This is a genomic window from Sulfuriferula sp. (genome assembly GCF_054605375.1).
Genome location: NZ_JBTSEG010000001.1, coordinates 128,247 through 145,285 on the forward strand (window position 1 = coordinate 128,247; position 17,039 = coordinate 145,285).

Sequence of the window (17,039 nt, forward strand, 5' to 3'; positions counted from 1 at the left end):
TAGCTTACACCATGCGCGTCTCACAATTTTTTCTCTCCACCCTGAAAGAAGCGCCATCCGAAGCTGAGCTCGTCAGCCATCGTCTGATGCTGCGTGCCGGTTTCATCAAGCGCTTGGGCTCCGGGCTATATACCTGGATGCCACTGGGTCTGCGCGTCCTGCGCAAGGTGGAGGCCATCGTGCGCGAGGAAATGAACAAGGCAGGGGCGATGGAATTGCTGATGCCAGCGGTCCAGCCTGCTGAATTGTGGCAGGAAACCGGACGCTGGGATGTATTTGGCCCCCAGATGCTGAAAATCAGGGATAGGCATGAACGGGATTTCTGTTTTGGACCTACCCACGAAGAAGTCATTACCGATATCGCACGCCGCGAGATCAAAAGCTATCGACAGTTACCGCTGAACTTTTACCAGATCCAAACCAAATTCCGCGACGAGATTCGCCCACGTTTTGGTGTGATGCGCGCACGCGAGTTCATGATGAAGGATGCCTATTCCTTTCATGCCGATTTTGCCAGCCTGGAACAGACTTACCGGGCCATGCATGAAGCTTACACGCGCATTTTTACCCGACTCGGATTGAAATTCCGCGCGGTGGCCGCCGATACCGGCGCGATCGGCGGATCCGGCTCGCATGAATTCCATGTGCTGGCGGATTCGGGCGAGGATGCCATCGCATATAACCCGGGCTCGGATTATGCGGCCAACGTCGAACTGGCCGAGGCAGTTGCACCAGCCATAACACGCCCTGCTGCAACACAGGCACTGTCAAAAATCCCGACACCAGGCCTGCACAGCATCGCTGAAATCGCGGATTTTCTCAAAACATCACCCTCACAAACTGTAAAAACCCTCATCGTAGAGGGTAAGGAAGGCCCTGTGGCTCTTCTTTTGCGCGGTGACCATCAACTGAATGAGGTTAAGGCCGCCAAACTCATCGGTCAGGACATCCGTTTCGCAAGCGAAGCCCAGATACAGGCTGTCGCGGCTTGTAGCGCGGGTTCGATTGGTCCGTCAGGATTGAATATCCCGGTGATTGCCGATCGCTCAGTGCTGGCGATGGCTGATTTCGTGTGCGGGGCCAATGAGGATGGCTTTCATTTGACCGGGGTCAACTTCGGGCGCGACCTGCCCGAACCTGAGGTAGCAGACATCCGCAATGCAGCTGCGGGTGACCCCAGTCCGGACGGCAAAGGCACACTCGATATCTGCAGAGGCATCGAGGTTGGGCATATTTTCCAGCTCCGCAGCAAATATTCGGAAGCCATGGGATGCACTTATCTGGATGAGGCTGGTAAACCGCAGCTTGTGGAGATGGGCTGCTATGGTATCGGCGTATCGCGTATCGTGGCTGCCGCTATCGAGCAAAATTTTGATGCGCGTGGCATGCTGCTGTCCGAAACGATGGCACCGTTTTTGCTCGCAATCGTGCCTGTAGGCTATCAAAAAAGTGAAGTTGTGCGCGAAACTGCCGATAATCTCTATAGAGAATTGCTGATGGCAGGTATTGATGTATTAATGGATGACCGTAATGAGCGCCCGGGTGTAATGTTTGCCGACATGGAATTGATCGGCATTCCCCATCGCGTGGTGATTGGTGAACGCGGCCTGAAAGACGGCCTGATTGAATACCAGGGAAGGCGCGATGATGCTGCCCGTACAATCCCCGTCACCGAAATTGGCGGTTTTTTAACCCAACTGCTGACAAAATGAATTTGAAAAATATCAATATTTTTGGTAAAAGCCTGATCGCTGCCAGCACCCTTCTGGTGGTGTTGTCAGCGCATGCAGGTGGTCAGATTTATGAACCGATGTCGGCCAGTGTACGCGCCGCGCTCGGCAAATCCGTTGCAGATACGCCTGTTACCAATGTCAGTTTTCTCGACAACCCGCATGGACAGGCGTGGCTGGCCGAAATGTCGCAACGTCTCAGCAAACGCATGCCGGACCCGGAACGACGCAGAGATTTCCTGAATACCGTCTATTACGAAGCCATCCGTGCCGGCCTTGATCCTGAAATGGTACTGGGGCTGATAGAAGTAGAATCCGGCTTCAAGAAATATGCCATTTCCAGCGCCTCAGCGCGTGGTTACATGCAAGTCATGCCGTTCTGGGTAAAAACCATCGGCACACCCAATCAGGACCTGTTTCAATTACGCACCAATCTGCGCTATGGCTGCAACATCCTGCGGCTCTATCTGAATATCGAAAAAGGCAATATCTACCGCGCCCTGGGTCGATACAACGGCAGTCTGGGTAAGCCGGGCTATCCCGCGATGGTGTTATCAGCCTGGAAAAAACACTGGACCTTCCGCCCCCTCACCAAAACAGCGGAAAATCCTATTCCACCCAATAGTTAGGGATTAGCGTTTTTCCAGCACAATCAGCGTGGGCGGCTGTAGCGTCGTCGCCACATACATGCCCGGCTCAACCAGACGCGCCTTCACCACACCGTCAAAGGGTGCACGCAATATCGTGTATTGCTGATTTTTTCGCGCAATGATCAAACGCGCCTGCGCTTCTTTTGAAGCCGCATCCGCTTGTGCACTGCGCAACCTGGCTGCATCCATCTCGGTAGTTGAACTCACTGCACGGCTATACAGCTCTTTAGCGCGCGCCAGATTACGCCCCGCATCCAGATCCTCTTCCTTGGCACGTACTGCGCCAGCCTCGGCTTCCATGACGCGCGCCTGATAGATGGCATCATCCAGCGCCAGCAGCGGCTGACCTTTTTTAACCTGCTGACCTACGCTGACAAATACGTTTTTGACCACGCCCGACACAGGGGTGGTCAGCGGAACACTCTGTATTCGAGTCGCCTCACCTGTCGCCGAGGCAGACAGGCTGCCGAATAAAAATACCAGTGCCCACAAAGCTTTCATAACGCTCATCCTTTTGATTGTTTATCGGTCAGCGCCACAATGTCAGCCAGCGGCTTGCCGGCCAAAGCCTGCAAGCGGGCCAGCGCCAGCGCCAGTCGAAATTCCACACGGCGGGCCCGTAATGCTGCAGCCAAGGTCTGTGCCATACCATCACCCAAATCCGTTTTGAGTTCGAGTTCATAATCGGCACGGCTGCGATCCAGCGCAACATCCCGGTATTTAATCTGTTCCTGGGCTGCGGGACGGCTGCTATCCCGCAGTTGCTGAATTTCGAGCAGCGTTTCCAGCAGGCTTTGCGCGATCTGCATATGGAGCTTGTCCGCTCCTGCCTGCAGTTTCTGAAATTGCGCTTGCTCGCGTGAGATACGCGCATCTATGCGCCCACCCTGGTAGAGTGGCCAGGACAGAATCACCCCTGCACTGACACTATCACGTGTAATCGAGGTGCGACTGTAGTCAGCCGCCGCTATTTCCGCATCCAGGCTTGGAGAATTTTCATGGCGCAGCCCGGCCAGGCGCTGCTGTGCTGCGGCCAGCAATTGCAACTGGGCACGCATCAGGCGGTTATGCTCCAGCACCCAAGGCAACAATTTTTCATACTCGGGCAGCTTGACATTGTTATCCGGCAACTTGGGGTCTTCGAGATTCGAGGCCAATTCACCGGGACGGTTGAGGGCATCCGCAAGCAATGCGCGGGTAATACGCTGTTGGGCCTGACTGGCGTTGCGTTTTTCACGCAGGTCCTGATAGCGCGCCTCCAGAATAGCAAAATCAGGCCGCGACATTTGCCCGACCTTGACCCGGTCGCGCGCATGGTCCATGGACACATAGGCTACCGTCATGAATTCATTGTCGGCCGCATATTGCTCATCGGCGAGCAGCACATCAAAATATCGCGTCATGATCTTTAAACGGCGCTGATCACGCGTATCCAGCAGTGCATCTTCACGCGCGCTCATCTCATCACGGGCGGCGCTGATGGCATATTCGCCACGCGAAAAATCATACAGATTTTTACGTGCCACAATACGCGCGCTATTGTCTGCGCTCCAGGCATCTGCTCCGACGGACTGACGCCCACGGCGCAATATGCCTTCGAAATTGACCGTCAGATCACGGCTGGCGGCAGCTGCCTGCTGGTCAGCACGTGCAACAGCCAAGTCTGCTTCGGCACTGCGTATGTCCGGATGGGGCGCATCAACAGTGGCTAGCGCTTCGGCCAAAGTCAATGCGTGGGCGGATACCGACATGAACGCGCCTGCCAGCACGATGGCTGACAAAAAACAACGCGGATAAATCATTTCTGCGCTTGCATCTTGTAAGCTGCAAACGGCTTATCCTTATAGACGCCATCCACTACATAACGCCCCAGCAGCAGAAATTCATCCGCATCCCGGGTAACGCCGATGTAACGGGTAACCAGATCACCCTTGGTATTGAAAAACAGGAAAGTGGGTGTGGCACGTGCACGGTTTTTAAGCGCAAAGTCTTTCTCGGTCGTATCGGCGCCCTTGAAATCCACCATGGGGGTATCACCTTTCACATCCATTTCGAAGACCAGAAAATGTTTGCGATAGTAATCCTGCACGCTGGATTGATTCAATACGGTTGTTTTCATGCGCTCGCAGAACGGGCAACCTTCCTGGACAAACATGATCAGCACGCCCGTCTTGTTTTCCTTCCGGGCGGTTTGCAACTCACTCTTGAAATCGCCCAGCTTGGGCTGGAAAAAATAAGTCTGCACATCGCGCACCTCGCCCAGCGCCGTGGTTGCGAACATCAACAAGGCGATACCTAAAATACGTAACATTGCCGTCTCCTTCATCCCCCGCATTTCGCAGGTGGTTATTTTTGTGTGGCGTTTTTACTATTAATATAGTTCTCTACAGCCTGCTGGGTAATCCCGCCCACCTGATAGGCAACCAGTTTACCTGCGGGGTTAAACAGGTAAGTTGTTGGCAAACCCTGAACAGGGCCGAACTGTGCCGCAATCTTAGAACTTCCCAGCACGATTGGATAGCTGATAAACATACTATCGGCAAAATCCAGTACCTGTTTAGGGCTCTGGTATTCCATGGCGATGCCGATCACTTCCAGCTTGGTATTTTTGTATTTGTCATGCAATGCATTCAGCGCAGGTATCTCTTCCAGGCAAGGCGGGCACCAGGTCGCCCAGAAATTTACCAGCACCCACTTCCCCTTGTAGCTGTCCAGCGTGTGCACCTTGCCCTTGCTGTCGGTCAGGCTGAATGCCGAGGCAGTAGCGGTCACTGTCAGCATAGCCAGTAACAGCAAAATTCGTTTCAACATGCATAAACTCCTATAATTGCAAATTTGTTTAAATTGCCCGCCATTAAACCATGACTGACTACCGCATTGAACAAGACTCATTGGGAAAGTTTAAAGTTCCTCGCAACACCTGGTATGGCATCCAGACTGCGCGCGCAGTGGAAAATTTTCCCATCTCGGGGCGTATGCCGGATACCGACTTCATCCGTGCCCATGTGCAGGTCAAGCTCGCCGCCGCGCGCGCCAACTGCCAGCCGGACTGGCTCACTACCACCCAGCGCGATGCCATCGTAGCCGCATGCGAGCGCATCCTGGCGGGCGAACTGCTGGATCAGTTCGTGGTGGACCGCTTTCAGGCGGGTGCAGGCACCAGTCACAACATGAACAGCAACGAAGTCATCGCCAACCTTGCCAACGTAGCGCTGGGCGGTGAAAAAGGCCAGTACGCACCGATCCACCCCAATGACCATGTCAACATGGGACAGAGCACCAACGACACCATCCCCACCGCGATCCGACTGGCGCTGCTGGCCAAGCTGCCACGCCTGCTGGCGGCCAGCGAGTCCATGGCAGCTGCGTTTGAACAGATCGCCGGGCGCGAGCACGACACCGTCAAAAGCGGCCGCACTCATTTACAGGATGCGGTGCCGACCACCATCGGCCGCGAGTTCGCCGCCTACGCCTGGACCCTGCGCCGCGCCGCAACCAATCTTGCCGCCGTACGCCCGCTACTGTGCCAGACCGGCTTGGGAGGGTCGGCTGCGGGCACCCGGCTGAATACCTCGCCCGACTACGCGGATCGCGTGGCCGCCGAACTGGCCGCGCTGACCGTGGAAGCCATCGGTGTGGGCGATCTGGCTGCGCAGATGCAATCCATGTTCGACATGCAGGCGCTGTCCGCCGCGCTGCGCGGGCTGGCCCTGGAGCTGACCCGTATCGCCAACGATCTGCGCCTGCTGGCTTCCGGTCCGCGCACCGGGCTGGGCGAGATCACCCTGCCGCCGGTGCAGCCCGGCTCTTCCATCATGCCCGGCAAGGTCAATCCGGTAATGTTCGAAATGTTGAACCAGGTGTGCTATCAGGTATTGGGGCAGGACGCCGCCGTAGCTTACATGACCCAGGCCGGACAACTGGAGCTGAATGTGATGATGCCGGCCCTCGGCTCAGCCCTGTTCGATGCCATGGACTGGCTCACCAACGCGATCAACGCCACCACCGAGAAAAATCTCAAGGGGCTGGTGGTCAACCGCGAGCGCTGCGAGCGTTTCATCCACGACAGCGTCGGACTGGCGACCCTGTTGAATACCCGCATCGGCTATATGAAGGCAGCAGAAATTGCCAAGGAATCGGAGCAAACCGGCAAGCCGGTACGCGAGATTGTCACCGCCCATAAACTGATGAGCGAGGCCGAATTCAACGCACTGGTGTTGCAAGCCGCGCACGGTGTGGGGAGTGGCGGCGGGGGAGGCTGATCTCGTCCGTTTCACAGGAAATATAAAGACGGCCAGATGAAGCACTGGCCGTCTTTAGCTTCTCACTCAGTGTCCGGAGCCAGCCTTTTTATCAGGCTCATCGCTCCCCTTGCCGTGAGATTCTGCCGCATGGGTGAAGTACAGCGCCACGCCGATCAGCGCAATACCACCACCCAGATAGAGCAGATCCAGCGGGCTATCCATTCTGATTTGCAGCGCTTTCTCGAACAGGGTCACAATCAGAATCATCAGGATGACTTTAGCCAGACGCTGTTTCAAGTCATCCAGATTGTTGATCACCAGAATCTTGCCGGACGCGTGGCTGCCGTGCGCCTCGTCAATATCGCTAACGAACAACTCGTACAGCCCCAGTGAAAAAATCAGCATGAAGGTGGCGAGCAGATAGCCATCCACCACTTCTACCACATGGGTAATCGTCTCGTCGTGGATTGCCTTGCGCGCATCAGCCGACAGACCCGGATCCGCGTAATGCGCGACATGACCGACCAGATACACCACATCCACCGTCGCCACGTACATGACCGCCACCGCAGCAGCCATACTCGCCACCACCGCCAGCACCACCATATACCGGCTGCGCCACAAGGCAGCCTCGAACATTAATTCCAGGAATTTCACACTTGCTCCTCTATGCCAAACCAACGGTGCAAAACCTTGCGCGGCAAATATCTGGCAATGATTATTATTGCAGATGCGCCCGCCACCGCTGCTGCCAGCAACATCACAAAATCTTGCCGAGGATGGCCTTGCAGGCTGATTTCCAGTGCCGCCAGCGCTGTCGAGACCAGCAATGCCAGCATGCGCCATACCGGCGCCTGAGCGGTTATGCGCAGTCGCGCCACTGAGCCCAGCACCAGCGCAGCCAACACAGCATAACTCAGCCCATAGCTCCATTGCAGCGTGCCGACAGTAAGCATTTGCAACCCTAACCAGTAGTGGATGGCGTACGATAGCAGCAGCCATACGATCGTACCAACAGACCATTCAATGCATTTTGTTTTTTTCATCCGTGGCATTATACCTGCCTGACTTCCCGCTTAACGACACGCCGGTTTTACAAAATGGCGGATAAGCCCTAGAATTTTCTCACCACACCTAAAACAAATATCCGGCGCCACATGCACCTCAATCTTGCGCTTCCTGTTCCTGATCCAAGCCTTGGTCATCTCGCCGAAACACGCCCCAAATACTTGCAAACATGGCTGGAACGTTTACCCGTTGCCAATTTGCATGAATCAGCGCAAGCACTGTTGCTCTCTCTCGCAGCACAAAATCGCCAGGCTATAGCAGATGACTCCCGCCAGAAACTGCTGGAACTTTACCGCGTCACCGTACACACACTGACTGGCGCCATTAAACTGCAAATCAGTGACGCTGCCTTGCCATTGACAGAAAAACAGCACCAGCTCGCAACACTGGCGCGCGAACTCCTGATCGAATTGGCCAACGGTTACAAGATTGTGCTACAGGCGAGCAGCGGACGTCTTCTCAGTTTCCGCAGCAAGCCGGATCAGACGCAAACCATGCAGCGCATTTTGTCCGCCAATTCGCGCCTGCTGACCTTGTGTTACGAAGGCTACGCGGATGTCCCAACCGGCCTGTGGTCAGAAATACATCAAATTTACCGTTATGCCGTTCACCAGAATGCTCCGGATGACATCATCACCGACACGCCCCCCGCCAGTGTCAGTCAACTCTATCGCCTGTGCTTACTGATTGCCACGGCAGATCCATACCGCCTGACTCTGGGTGAGGTCAGCAAGGTGCTCGATCTGCTGAGATTGTATGGTGACATTGCGCAAACCCAGCCCCTGACATCACCGTTACAGACCAATGGCCTGTTTTTGATCAGTCCGGATAAAGATCAGCCGCCGCTGCCATTATTTCGTTATACCGGCACCACTGATCCAGCCCATGACTATTTGTTCAATACCCTGGAACTCGCGCGTCGACTCCACCAGTTATTCAACCTTCTCAAGTCAGGCAAATCGGCGGTTCAGCTGGGATTGCCAGGTTATGCAGATGAAGCGACATATCAGGGTTTATTGCAGCGGCTGATACGCAATTGGGGACACGAACCAACCCGGCATTTCAATCGGCGCGGTGGAACCGATGACGGGGCGGAACTCTGTACCGGCATCCGGGCAATCCATGGCTTTCTGCTGGCGGCACACTCCGCCCCCGATAACACCCAACAAGGCACGTTTGACCCAGACGAAATCAACATCAGTAGCATTTCGGCGCGTGGCCGCAACCATCGTACCGATATCATCGCTACCCACTGGATCGTGACCAATGACAGTGCCAGTGGGCTGGCCCTGCATAAGCGCAACAGCACCAGCGTCAATCTGAAAGTGGGTGAGGTGGTCGCGGTACACTCACACCAGCTACCGCTCTGGAATATAGGCGTGGTGCGCTGGTTGCGTAATTCCCCTGCCGACCGGATTGAGTTCGGCCTGCAAATGTTGTCACCCAATCCGCAACCGGTATGGATACGCAACGCAATAGGCCGAATCCGCACCAATCAGCCAGCCTTGCTGTTACCGGCCAACCCCATACTGCAATTGCCTCAGCAGCTTTTGGTACCACGCGGTGTTTACGTCCCGGGTATACCGCTCGAATTAAGCGCGGCAACCAACAGCAGCATACTGCCCGGCAAAGTATTGGAACACACCCACAATTTCGATTTATTTGAATTCCAGGAAATCAGCTAGGCCGTTTGTGGAAATTCAACATCCGGGTAAGTCCTGCCCACACATCCGGCTATCATCAATACTGCACACAATCGGTAAATTTGAAGACGCCCATGCGCCTGACCCGGTCTGAACGAATTCCTTTGAGTGTTGCCCAAATTATCCTGGGCATCAAGCCAAGCGTCAGACGATATAATGCAGAATGGAAAAGGGGTATTTACCATGCAAGACATACTTGTACTTTATTACAGCCAGAACGGCGCAGTTAAACAGCTGGCACAGATTATCGCGCACGGCATTGATTCCGTGCCCGGTGCGCAGGCGCGCATTCGCACCGTACCCAAGGTTGCGTCCGTCACTCAAACCGCAGCCCCGCCGGTACCGGAAAGCGGGGCTCCCTATGTTGAACTGGAAGATCTGCAGCAATGCATCGGCCTGGCGCTCGGTAGCCCCACGCGTTTTGGCAACATGGCAGCGCCCATGAAATATTTCTGGGATGGCACTGCAGGGCTGTGGATGAAAGGGGCGCTGGCGGGCAAACCGGCGGCAGTGTTTACCTCTACTTCCAGCATGCACGGCGGGCAGGAGACCACGCTGCTGTCGATGATGATGCCGCTACTGCACCATGGCATGATAGTGCTCGGCATTCCCTATACCGAACCCGAGCTCACCGCTACCGCAGGCGGCGGCACACCTTACGGCGCCAGCCATGTAGCCGGAGCGGCAGGCGATCGGCCGATCAGCGAAGATGAACGCAAACTTGCATTCGCGCTCGGCAAGCGCCTCGCGCAAACAGCATTGAAGCTGGCCGCATGAGTACCATCGAGGCACGTCAACTGTTACGTCAGCAACGACATGGGGTATTGTCTACGCTGTCAAAAAAACTCGATGGCTACCCGTTCGGCTCGGTTACCCCTTTTGTACTGGATCATCAGGCACGCCCGGTCATCCTCATCAGCACACTGGCCGAGCATACCAAGAATATCGCGGCAGACCCGCGCGTCAGCCTGCTGGCACACGATTCCAGTACCGACATACAAGCCAACGCGCGGGTGACAGTGGTTGGCCATTGCACCCGCATGGAAGACCAGACCGCGCTCAGGGCGCGCTATTTGCGTTATTTTCCGGGTGCGGTTGATTACTTTGCCACCCATGACTTTTTCTTTTACCGGATTGAGCCGGCGCATATCCGTTTTATTGGCGGCTTTGGAGCAATCCACTGGATCGAAGTCAGCAGTTTTGCAGCACCAGAGAACCAGCTGGCGGCTCAGGAGGACGCAATTATCGCGCATATGAATACAGACCATCAGCACAACCTGGCGGCATATTGCCGCCATTTTCATGGTGTCAATACCAGCTCCGCGCACATGCTCGGAATCGATACCGATGGATTCGATGTGCGTGCCGGCGCACAGCAACTGCGCTTCGATTTCAACCAGCCAGTGCTGGATGCACAAAGTGCGCGTAGCGCACTGGTTGCCATGGCCGAGGCATGTCGCGCATGAAGAGGATTGTCATACTGCATTACACCAGCATTGCCAGCCTGATCGCACTGATATTTCTGCTGGTGGCATGGGAAGGTTGGCTCGCACCGCTCAAGCCTGGTGGCTCGATGCTGATTCTTAAAGTATTGCCTCTGCTATTTCCTCTGTTCGGCATCCTGCGCGGCAAGCGCTATACCTACCAGTGGGCCTCCATGCTGATTCTGCTGTACTTCACCGAAGGTGTGGTACGGGCGTGGTCGGATCATGGCTTGTCCGCATGGCTCGCCGGGGGTGAAACCATGCTCTCCATTGTTTTTTTCCTCAGCACCATTTACTACGCACGCGATCTCGGACGCCTTGCCCATCGGAATCTTTAGTGGGATGATTTCGCAATCATAATTCACCAGGTTCACTCGGGATGGAACACCCCCCACCGCTACGCCGTGCCAGTGACCGCCGTGAGCCCGATGACCGGCGTGAGCAGGAGCGACGCGGCCCACATCCTTCCCATACAACAATGCGGTTCCCTACATTTGGCGAACAGCGTATCCAGTTTTTCACCCGCTATCTTTTTTGCGCGCTGGGATGGGCATTTTTCAATATCCCGGCAACCACGTCCGGTGAGCATATACCGCTCGCTACGCTCAATATTATTTTCGCCGGTTATTTTGCCTTCACTACTGCTGCGTTTTACCACGCATGGCGCCACCCTATTCATCCTGCGCGTTACCGGCTGGCGATGTGGGTGGACATCGCCCTGGTCGCCACGTGCATGGTGAATGACCCCTATGATATTCCGCCATCGCTGGTGGTATTCATCATGATTGTGCTGGGCAATGGCATGCGTTACGGGATGCGCATGTTTGGTGAAGCACTGGTTGGGAGTTTTCTCGCTATCATGCTGGCACTCAGTTTTCGCTTCGCCTACGGCACACACGGCATCTCGGCCGGGATGGTTTTTCTCAACCTGTTCGGCAGCATTATTCTGATTTATGCCTACGTCCTGATGAGCCGGATTGAGACCGCACAGCATCTGCTGGAACGCAGCAGTAAACAGGACACGCTGACCGGATTGATGAACCGCCGCGGCTTGGTGGAAACCGCCACATCATTGTTTGATCGTATCGCAACCTATGGCGGCATGGCCAGCGTGATGTTTGTGGATCTGGATCAGTTCAAACGCGTCAATGATGATCACGGACACGCTCATGGCGACCAGGTATTGCGGCGTTTTTCCGACATCCTGTTCGAAAATACCCGCGCCGGCGATATCAGGGCGCGTTACGGTGGCGACGAATTCATCGTTTTGATGCCGGAAACCCCGCTTGACCAGAGCGAACCAATCGCCCGGCGCATTCAGGCAGCTTTCGCGCACTGGTGCACCGAGCGAGGCTATCAGTGCAGCGCGACTATCGGAATGGGCGAGGCGCCACGAGATGGGCGCAGCCTGGAAGCCGTGCTGGATAAAGTTGACACCGCACTCTATCACTCCAAGGCTGCTACACTGCATGGCGGCCTGCAACGCGTGGACCAATTGCCCGTTAAGCTTGGCCCTTCAATCTGACCGGCCCTTTACCTGCAAACCCGTTACACTTGGGGGTGTGCACGTTCCAGCTTGCCAAGCAGTTTATTCAGCGCATGCAAGTAAGCCTTGGCTGAAGCAACCACAATGTCAGTGTCAGCGCCCTGTCCGTTCACAATCCGCCCACCCTTGGATAACCGCACGGTAACCTCGCCTTGCGCATCGGTACCCGTTGTGATGTTGTTCACGGAATAGAGTTGCAATTCTGCTCCGCTATTGACGATGAACTCCAGTGCCCGGAATGTCGCATCCACGGGGCCACCGCCTTCGGCACTCCCGTTCTTCTCCTGGCCATTTTCGGCAATCACCACACGTGCGCTGGGAATCTCACCGGTTTCCGAACAAACCTTGAGTGAAACCAGCTTGAATAATTCCGGCGTATTGGCGGCAGCCTCGCCGCTGACCAGCGCCTGCAGATCTTCATCGAAGATATCGTGTTTTTTGTCGGCAAGTTCCTTGAATCGGGCGAAAGCGGCATTGAGCGCTTCTTCTGAACCCAACTCGATACCCAACTCGGTCAGACGCGTACGAAATGCATTCCGCCCCGAGTGCTTGCCCAGCACCATTTTATTGGCGCTCCACCCGACATCTTCAGCTCGCATGATTTCGTAAGTTTCGCGATGCTTGAGCACACCATCCTGATGAATGCCGGATTCATGTGAAAACGCATTGGCGCCGACAATGGCCTTGTTCGGCTGCACCGCAAAACCGGTGATCCCGGATACCAGACGCGAAGCTGGCATGATCTGGGTTGCATCGATACGCGTTTCGCAACCAAATACATCCTGGCGCGTGCGTACCGCCATGACGATTTCTTCCAGTGCGGCGTTACCGGCACGCTCGCCCAAACCGTTGATCGTACATTCCACCTGGCGCGCGCCGTTCAATACCGCTGATAACGAATTGGCGACTGCCAGACCTAGGTCATTATGGCAATGCACCGAGAACACCGCCTTGTCGGCATTCGGAATGCGATTGCGCAGATCGTGAATCAACCCGCCAAACTGGGCTGGCATGCTATAGCCAACGGTGTCCGGGATATTCAATGTCCCCGCCCCGGCATCGATGACCGCCTCCAGCACCCGGCACAGGAAATCCGGATCGGAGCGTCCCGCATCTTCGGGAGAAAACTCCACGTTATCCGTATATTGCCGTGCCCATTTGACTGCCTTGACCGCCTGCTCGATCACCTGATCCGGGCTCATGCGCAGTTTTTTTTCCATGTGGATCGCACTGGTAGCGATGAAGGTATGGATACGCGCCGACCTGGCACCGCGCAGCGCTTCGCCGGCACGCTCGATATCGCGCTCCAGTGCGCGCGCCAGACCGCATACCGTGCTGTCCTTGATGGCATCCGCTACCGCCTTGACCGACTCGAAATCGCCATTGGAGGCAGCAGGGAATCCTGCCTCGATCACATCCACGCGCATCCGCTCGAGCTGGCGAGCGATGCGTACTTTTTCCTCGCGCGTCATCGAAGCGCCCGGGCTTTGCTCGCCATCGCGCAGGGTCGTATCGAAAATGATTAAATGGTCTTGGCTCATGGATACATCCCTTACAAAAACAATATTTTGCTATTATTTTTCGGCTTCGGAAATTCTGCCGTGCCGTCTGCGATGCCACCATTGCCATACTGACATTGCATAGCCTGACAGGGCATACAACGCGACAATTGCAAACAATACATCGGGCGGACTATAGGCAACCAGCACAAATGCCATCGCAATCAGGAATACCACAATAAACGGTACGCTGCGACGCAGGTTGATTTCCTTGCCGCTGTAGTAGGGTATATTACTGACCATCGTCAACCCGGCGAACAAGGTCACGACAAACGCAAGCCAATGCACGTCCGCGCCCTGAATTCCGTATTTGTTCATCACCCATACCAGTCCGGCAATAAGGGCAGCGGCGGCAGGACTCGGCAGCCCCTGAAAAAAGCGTTTGTCGGCAACTTCCAGCTGGGTATTGAAACGCGCCAGACGCAATGCTGCACCCACACAGTAGATAAAGGCGGCAATCCAGCCCAGTTTCCCCAAACCTTTGAGGGCCCACACATAGGCCACAAGGGCAGGTGCCACACCGAATGACACCATATCCGAGAGCGAGTCATACTCTGCGCCAAATGTACTCTGGGTATGCGTCAGACGCGCCACCCGGCCATCCAGACCATCCAGCACCATGGCAATAAAAATCGCCACAGCAGACAGTTCGTAAGCACCATTCATTGCCTGCACAATGGCGTAAAACCCGGCGAATAAGGCGCCCGTAGTAAACAGGTTGGGTAACAGATAGATGCCACGCCGCTGCACCCGGTCATTGCTCATCGATTTGAGAGGACGATTGTCTGCCATGTCTGCTTTATAGCTCAGCCAGCACATCGCTGCTGGCGCTGACCTTGTCGCCCAGCGCCACTTTGACCCGCGCGGTCAGCGGCAGATAGACATCCACACGTGACCCGAACCGGATAAAACCGTAGCGCTGCCCACGGGTCAGCTTATCCTTGGCCTTGACGTAACACAGGATACGGCGTGCCACCAACCCGGCGATTTGCACGCAAGTCACATCCTGGCCGGATTTCGTTTTGATCCACATGGCATTGCGCTCATTGGAAACCGATGCTTTGTCCAATGCGGCATTCACGAAACTACCCGGAAAGTACCATACCTTTTTGATGGTGCCATCGACCGGACTACGATTCGAGTGCACGTTGAACACATTCATGAACACACTGACCATCAATGCCTCGCGTTTGAGATAGGGGTCGGTTACCCGCTCCACCTTGACCACACGTCCGTCTGCCGGGCTCAACACCAGATTATCACCTTGCGGGATAAAGCGTGGCGGATCACGAAAAAACTGCAGTATAAACAGTGTGATCACCCACAAGGGTAATGCCCATAGCCAACCTGCGAATACGCTTGCGACAATGGAAATTAACGCGGCAGCGGCCAGAAAAGGCCAGCCTTCACGAGCAATAATGGGATGGGGATAATTTTTCAATTTTGAGTATGTTTAATCAATGAATAAAGGCACGGAACGACAATATTTTGACGTCTCCGTGCCTCCTGGTTCGACTTGCCGTTTAGTTCTTGGCTTGATCCACCAACTTGTTTTTGCCAATCCAGGGCATCATGGCGCGCAATTTGGCACCGACGATCTCAATCGGATGCTCGGCGTTCTGGCGGCGTTTGGCATGCATGCCTGCAGCACCGGCCTTGTTTTCCAGAATGAAGCTCTTGGCGTATTCGCCATTCTGGATATTGGCCAGCGCCTGTTTCATTGCAACACGTGCCTGATCGCCGATGACCTTGGGGCCGGTCACGTACTCGCCATATTCGGCATTATTGGAAATGGAGTAGTTCATGTTGGCGATACCGCCTTCATACATCAAGTCGACAATCAACTTGAGCTCGTGCAGGCATTCGAAATAGGCCATTTCAGGTGCGTAACCGGCTTCAGTCAACGTTTCGAAACCGGCTTTCACCAGTTCCACGCAACCGCCACACAGCACGGCCTGCTCGCCGAACAAATCGGTTTCGGTTTCTTCACGGAACGAAGTTTCGATCACGCCACCCTTGGTACCGCCGTTGGCTGCCGCATACGACAGCGCCAAGTCGCGCGCCTTGCCCGACACATCCTGATGCACGGCAATGAGTGAAGGCACGCCGCCACCCTGGGTGTAGGTAGAACGCACCAGATGACCCGGGCCCTTGGGCGCAATCATCACCACATCCACATCCTTGCGTGGGCTAATTTGACCGTAATGGACGTTGAAACCATGGGCGAATGCCAGCACTGCGCCTTTTTTCAGATTAGGTTCAATGTCGTTGCGATACACTTCCGGTTGTTGTTCATCCGGCACCAGCACCATCACTACATCCGCGCCCTTGACGGCCTCGGCTACGTCTTTCACTGCCAGCCCGGCTTTTTTGGCCTTGTTCCAGGAAGCGCCGTCCTTGCGCAAACCGACCACCACTTTAACCCCGGAGTCCTGCAGGTTGTTGGCATGTGCGTGGCCTTGCGAGCCATAACCGATGATGGCGACCTTTTTCTTTTTGATAAGGGAAAGATCGGCGTCTTTATCGTAATAAACTTTCATGGCATGTTCCTTGTTAAATTAAATCAAACTTTAAGAATGCGATCGCCGCGCCCGATGCCGGAAGCACCAGTACGTACCGTTTCCAGAATAGCTGACTGGTCAAGCGCTTCGATAAAAGCGTCCAATTTGGAGCCTGGTCCAGTCAATTCAATCGTGTAGGTTTTTTCAGTTACATCGATGATGCGCCCGCGGAAAATTTCCGCCATGCGCTTCATTTCTTCGCGGTCCTTGCCGAAAGCACGAACTTTAACCAGCATCAGTTCGCGTTCAATATGACTGCCGTCGGACAGGTCGAGGATTTTCACCACGTCTATCAGCTTGTTGAGCTGCTTGATGATCTGTTCGATCACGTCTTCCGAGCCGCGTGTAACGATGGTCATGCGCGACAACGTAGCGTCCTCGGTAGGCGCGACGGTCAGAGATTCAATGTTGTACCCTCGCGCGGAAAATAGCCCGGCCACGCGCGACAAGGCGCCCGCTTCGTTCTCCATCAACAGTGAAATGATATGGCGCAT

19 protein-coding genes are annotated in these 17,039 nt (G+C 55.1%); 8 read left to right on the top strand and 11 right to left on the bottom strand.

Going from position 1 to position 17,039, the window contains the following annotated elements; genetic code table 11:
* Window positions 1-11 precede the first annotated feature (11 nt).
* Both ACYCZJ_RS00685 and ACYCZJ_RS00690 read left to right on the top strand, forming a co-directional pair.
* Window positions 12-1,712, top strand: coding sequence for a proline--tRNA ligase (locus ACYCZJ_RS00685; RefSeq protein ID WP_461552294.1), 1,701 nt, complete (start codon window positions 12-14; stop codon window positions 1,710-1,712).
* A complete protein-coding gene (locus tag ACYCZJ_RS00690) occupies window positions 1,709-2,359 on the top strand; it encodes a lytic transglycosylase domain-containing protein (RefSeq protein WP_461552295.1) in 651 nt (216 codons plus the stop codon). The genes ACYCZJ_RS00685 and ACYCZJ_RS00690 overlap by 4 nt, the downstream gene beginning before the upstream one ends.
* A 3-nt stretch (window positions 2,360-2,362) precedes the next feature.
* On the opposite strand, the gene ACYCZJ_RS00695 is transcribed toward ACYCZJ_RS00690, so the two are convergent.
* Genes ACYCZJ_RS00695 through ACYCZJ_RS00710 form a run of 4 tightly spaced genes read right to left on the bottom strand, consistent with a single transcriptional unit; the run spans window position 2,363 to window position 5,191 of the window.
* A complete protein-coding gene (locus ACYCZJ_RS00695; RefSeq protein WP_461552296.1) occupies window positions 2,363-2,881 on the bottom strand; it encodes an efflux RND transporter periplasmic adaptor subunit in 519 nt (172 codons plus the stop codon).
* 5 nt (window positions 2,882-2,886) lie between these two features.
* A complete protein-coding gene (locus ACYCZJ_RS00700) occupies window positions 2,887-4,182 on the bottom strand; it encodes a TolC family protein (RefSeq protein ID WP_461552297.1) in 1,296 nt (431 codons plus the stop codon).
* Window positions 4,179-4,691 carry a thioredoxin family protein gene (locus tag ACYCZJ_RS00705; RefSeq protein WP_461552298.1) on the bottom strand — a complete coding sequence of 171 codons (513 nt, stop codon included), beginning with the start codon at window positions 4,689-4,691 and terminating at the stop codon, window positions 4,179-4,181. Before ACYCZJ_RS00705 ends, ACYCZJ_RS00700 begins: the two co-directional genes overlap by 4 nt.
* 35 nt (window positions 4,692-4,726) lie before the next feature.
* Window positions 4,727-5,191, bottom strand: a complete 465-nt coding sequence (locus ACYCZJ_RS00710) for a TlpA disulfide reductase family protein (protein WP_461552299.1) — start codon at window positions 5,189-5,191, stop codon at window positions 4,727-4,729.
* 50 nt (window positions 5,192-5,241) lie between these two features.
* On the opposite strand from ACYCZJ_RS00710, the gene ACYCZJ_RS00715 reads away from it, so the two are divergent.
* On the top strand, window positions 5,242-6,642 hold the full coding sequence (locus ACYCZJ_RS00715) for an aspartate ammonia-lyase (RefSeq protein ID WP_461552300.1): 1,401 nt from the start codon (window positions 5,242-5,244) through the stop codon (window positions 6,640-6,642).
* Between the two features lie 66 nt (window positions 6,643-6,708).
* Here the strand turns inward: ACYCZJ_RS00715 and ACYCZJ_RS00720 are convergent, their stop codons facing one another.
* A complete protein-coding gene (locus ACYCZJ_RS00720; RefSeq protein WP_461552301.1) occupies window positions 6,709-7,281 on the bottom strand; it encodes a YqhA family protein in 573 nt (190 codons plus the stop codon).
* The gene (locus ACYCZJ_RS00725) at window positions 7,278-7,670 is read right to left on the bottom strand and encodes a hypothetical protein (protein WP_461552302.1); all 393 of its coding nucleotides are present in this window, start codon (window positions 7,668-7,670) and stop codon (window positions 7,278-7,280) included. The genes ACYCZJ_RS00720 and ACYCZJ_RS00725 overlap by 4 nt, the downstream gene beginning before the upstream one ends.
* Before the next feature lie 111 nt (window positions 7,671-7,781).
* Between ACYCZJ_RS00725 and ACYCZJ_RS00730 the strand changes: the two genes are divergently transcribed.
* The 5 genes from ACYCZJ_RS00730 (at window position 7,782) to ACYCZJ_RS00750 (ending at window position 12,404) form a co-directional block, all read left to right on the top strand.
* Entirely contained in the window at window positions 7,782-9,377 is a 1,596-nt protein-coding gene (locus ACYCZJ_RS00730; protein WP_461552303.1) for a hypothetical protein, read from the top strand.
* Between the two features lie 201 nt (window positions 9,378-9,578).
* Window positions 9,579-10,172 (top strand): NAD(P)H:quinone oxidoreductase, encoded by a 594-nt coding sequence (gene wrbA, locus ACYCZJ_RS00735; RefSeq protein ID WP_461552304.1) that lies wholly within the window; start codon window positions 9,579-9,581, stop codon window positions 10,170-10,172.
* Window positions 10,169-10,861: a HugZ family pyridoxamine 5'-phosphate oxidase gene (locus ACYCZJ_RS00740; RefSeq protein WP_461552305.1), complete on the top strand. Its 693-nt coding sequence runs from the start codon at window positions 10,169-10,171 to the stop codon at window positions 10,859-10,861. The genes wrbA and ACYCZJ_RS00740 overlap by 4 nt, the downstream gene beginning before the upstream one ends.
* Entirely contained in the window at window positions 10,858-11,217 is a 360-nt protein-coding gene (locus tag ACYCZJ_RS00745; protein WP_461552306.1) for a DUF2069 domain-containing protein, read from the top strand. The genes ACYCZJ_RS00740 and ACYCZJ_RS00745 overlap by 4 nt, the downstream gene beginning before the upstream one ends.
* Before the next feature lie 41 nt (window positions 11,218-11,258).
* Window positions 11,259-12,404, top strand: a complete 1,146-nt coding sequence (locus ACYCZJ_RS00750; protein ID WP_461552307.1) for a GGDEF domain-containing protein — start codon at window positions 11,259-11,261, stop codon at window positions 12,402-12,404.
* A 23-nt stretch (window positions 12,405-12,427) separates the two neighbouring features.
* Here ACYCZJ_RS00750 and ACYCZJ_RS00755 read toward each other — a convergent pair whose 3' ends face one another.
* The 5 genes from ACYCZJ_RS00755 to ilvN all read right to left on the bottom strand — a co-directional run bounded on the left by ACYCZJ_RS00755 (window position 12,428) and on the right by ilvN (window position 17,039).
* Window positions 12,428-13,966 (bottom strand): 2-isopropylmalate synthase, encoded by a 1,539-nt coding sequence (locus tag ACYCZJ_RS00755; protein ID WP_461552308.1) that lies wholly within the window; start codon window positions 13,964-13,966, stop codon window positions 12,428-12,430.
* A gap of 33 nt (window positions 13,967-13,999) precedes the next feature.
* Window positions 14,000-14,776, bottom strand: coding sequence for a CDP-diacylglycerol--serine O-phosphatidyltransferase (pssA, locus tag ACYCZJ_RS00760; protein WP_461552309.1), 777 nt, complete (start codon window positions 14,774-14,776; stop codon window positions 14,000-14,002).
* 7 nt (window positions 14,777-14,783) lie between these two features.
* Window positions 14,784-15,425 carry a phosphatidylserine decarboxylase gene (locus tag ACYCZJ_RS00765; RefSeq protein ID WP_461552310.1) on the bottom strand — a complete coding sequence of 214 codons (642 nt, stop codon included), beginning with the start codon at window positions 15,423-15,425 and terminating at the stop codon, window positions 14,784-14,786.
* 82 nt (window positions 15,426-15,507) lie between these two features.
* Window positions 15,508-16,524, bottom strand: coding sequence for a ketol-acid reductoisomerase (gene ilvC / locus ACYCZJ_RS00770; protein ID WP_461552311.1), 1,017 nt, complete (start codon window positions 16,522-16,524; stop codon window positions 15,508-15,510).
* A gap of 23 nt (window positions 16,525-16,547) precedes the next feature.
* Window positions 16,548-17,039 (bottom strand): acetolactate synthase small subunit, encoded by a 492-nt coding sequence (ilvN, locus tag ACYCZJ_RS00775; RefSeq protein ID WP_124704827.1) that lies wholly within the window; start codon window positions 17,037-17,039, stop codon window positions 16,548-16,550.

Coding starts and splice junctions, on each gene's coding strand:
- ACYCZJ_RS00695 (WP_461552296.1), bottom strand. CDS start 2,881: ATGAAAGCTTTGTGGGCACTGGTATTTTTATTCGGCAGCCTGTCTGCC.
- ACYCZJ_RS00750 (WP_461552307.1), top strand. CDS start 11,259: ATGGAACACCCCCCACCGCTACGCCGTGCCAGTGACCGCCGTGAGCCC.
- ACYCZJ_RS00710 (WP_461552299.1), bottom strand. CDS start 5,191: ATGTTGAAACGAATTTTGCTGTTACTGGCTATGCTGACAGTGACCGCT.
- ilvN (WP_124704827.1), bottom strand. CDS start 17,039: ATGCGCCATATCATTTCACTGTTGATGGAGAACGAAGCGGGCGCCTTG.
- ACYCZJ_RS00685 (WP_461552294.1), top strand. CDS start 12: ATGCGCGTCTCACAATTTTTTCTCTCCACCCTGAAAGAAGCGCCATCC.
- ACYCZJ_RS00740 (WP_461552305.1), top strand. CDS start 10,169: ATGAGTACCATCGAGGCACGTCAACTGTTACGTCAGCAACGACATGGG.
- ACYCZJ_RS00700 (WP_461552297.1), bottom strand. CDS start 4,182: ATGATTTATCCGCGTTGTTTTTTGTCAGCCATCGTGCTGGCAGGCGCG.
- ACYCZJ_RS00715 (WP_461552300.1), top strand. CDS start 5,242: ATGACTGACTACCGCATTGAACAAGACTCATTGGGAAAGTTTAAAGTT.
- ACYCZJ_RS00705 (WP_461552298.1), bottom strand. CDS start 4,691: ATGTTACGTATTTTAGGTATCGCCTTGTTGATGTTCGCAACCACGGCG.
- wrbA (WP_461552304.1), top strand. CDS start 9,579: ATGCAAGACATACTTGTACTTTATTACAGCCAGAACGGCGCAGTTAAA.
- ACYCZJ_RS00730 (WP_461552303.1), top strand. CDS start 7,782: ATGCACCTCAATCTTGCGCTTCCTGTTCCTGATCCAAGCCTTGGTCAT.
- ACYCZJ_RS00725 (WP_461552302.1), bottom strand. CDS start 7,670: ATGAAAAAAACAAAATGCATTGAATGGTCTGTTGGTACGATCGTATGG.
- ACYCZJ_RS00745 (WP_461552306.1), top strand. CDS start 10,858: ATGAAGAGGATTGTCATACTGCATTACACCAGCATTGCCAGCCTGATC.
- ACYCZJ_RS00755 (WP_461552308.1), bottom strand. CDS start 13,966: ATGAGCCAAGACCATTTAATCATTTTCGATACGACCCTGCGCGATGGC.
- ilvC (WP_461552311.1), bottom strand. CDS start 16,524: ATGAAAGTTTATTACGATAAAGACGCCGATCTTTCCCTTATCAAAAAG.
- ACYCZJ_RS00690 (WP_461552295.1), top strand. CDS start 1,709: ATGAATTTGAAAAATATCAATATTTTTGGTAAAAGCCTGATCGCTGCC.
- pssA (WP_461552309.1), bottom strand. CDS start 14,776: ATGGCAGACAATCGTCCTCTCAAATCGATGAGCAATGACCGGGTGCAG.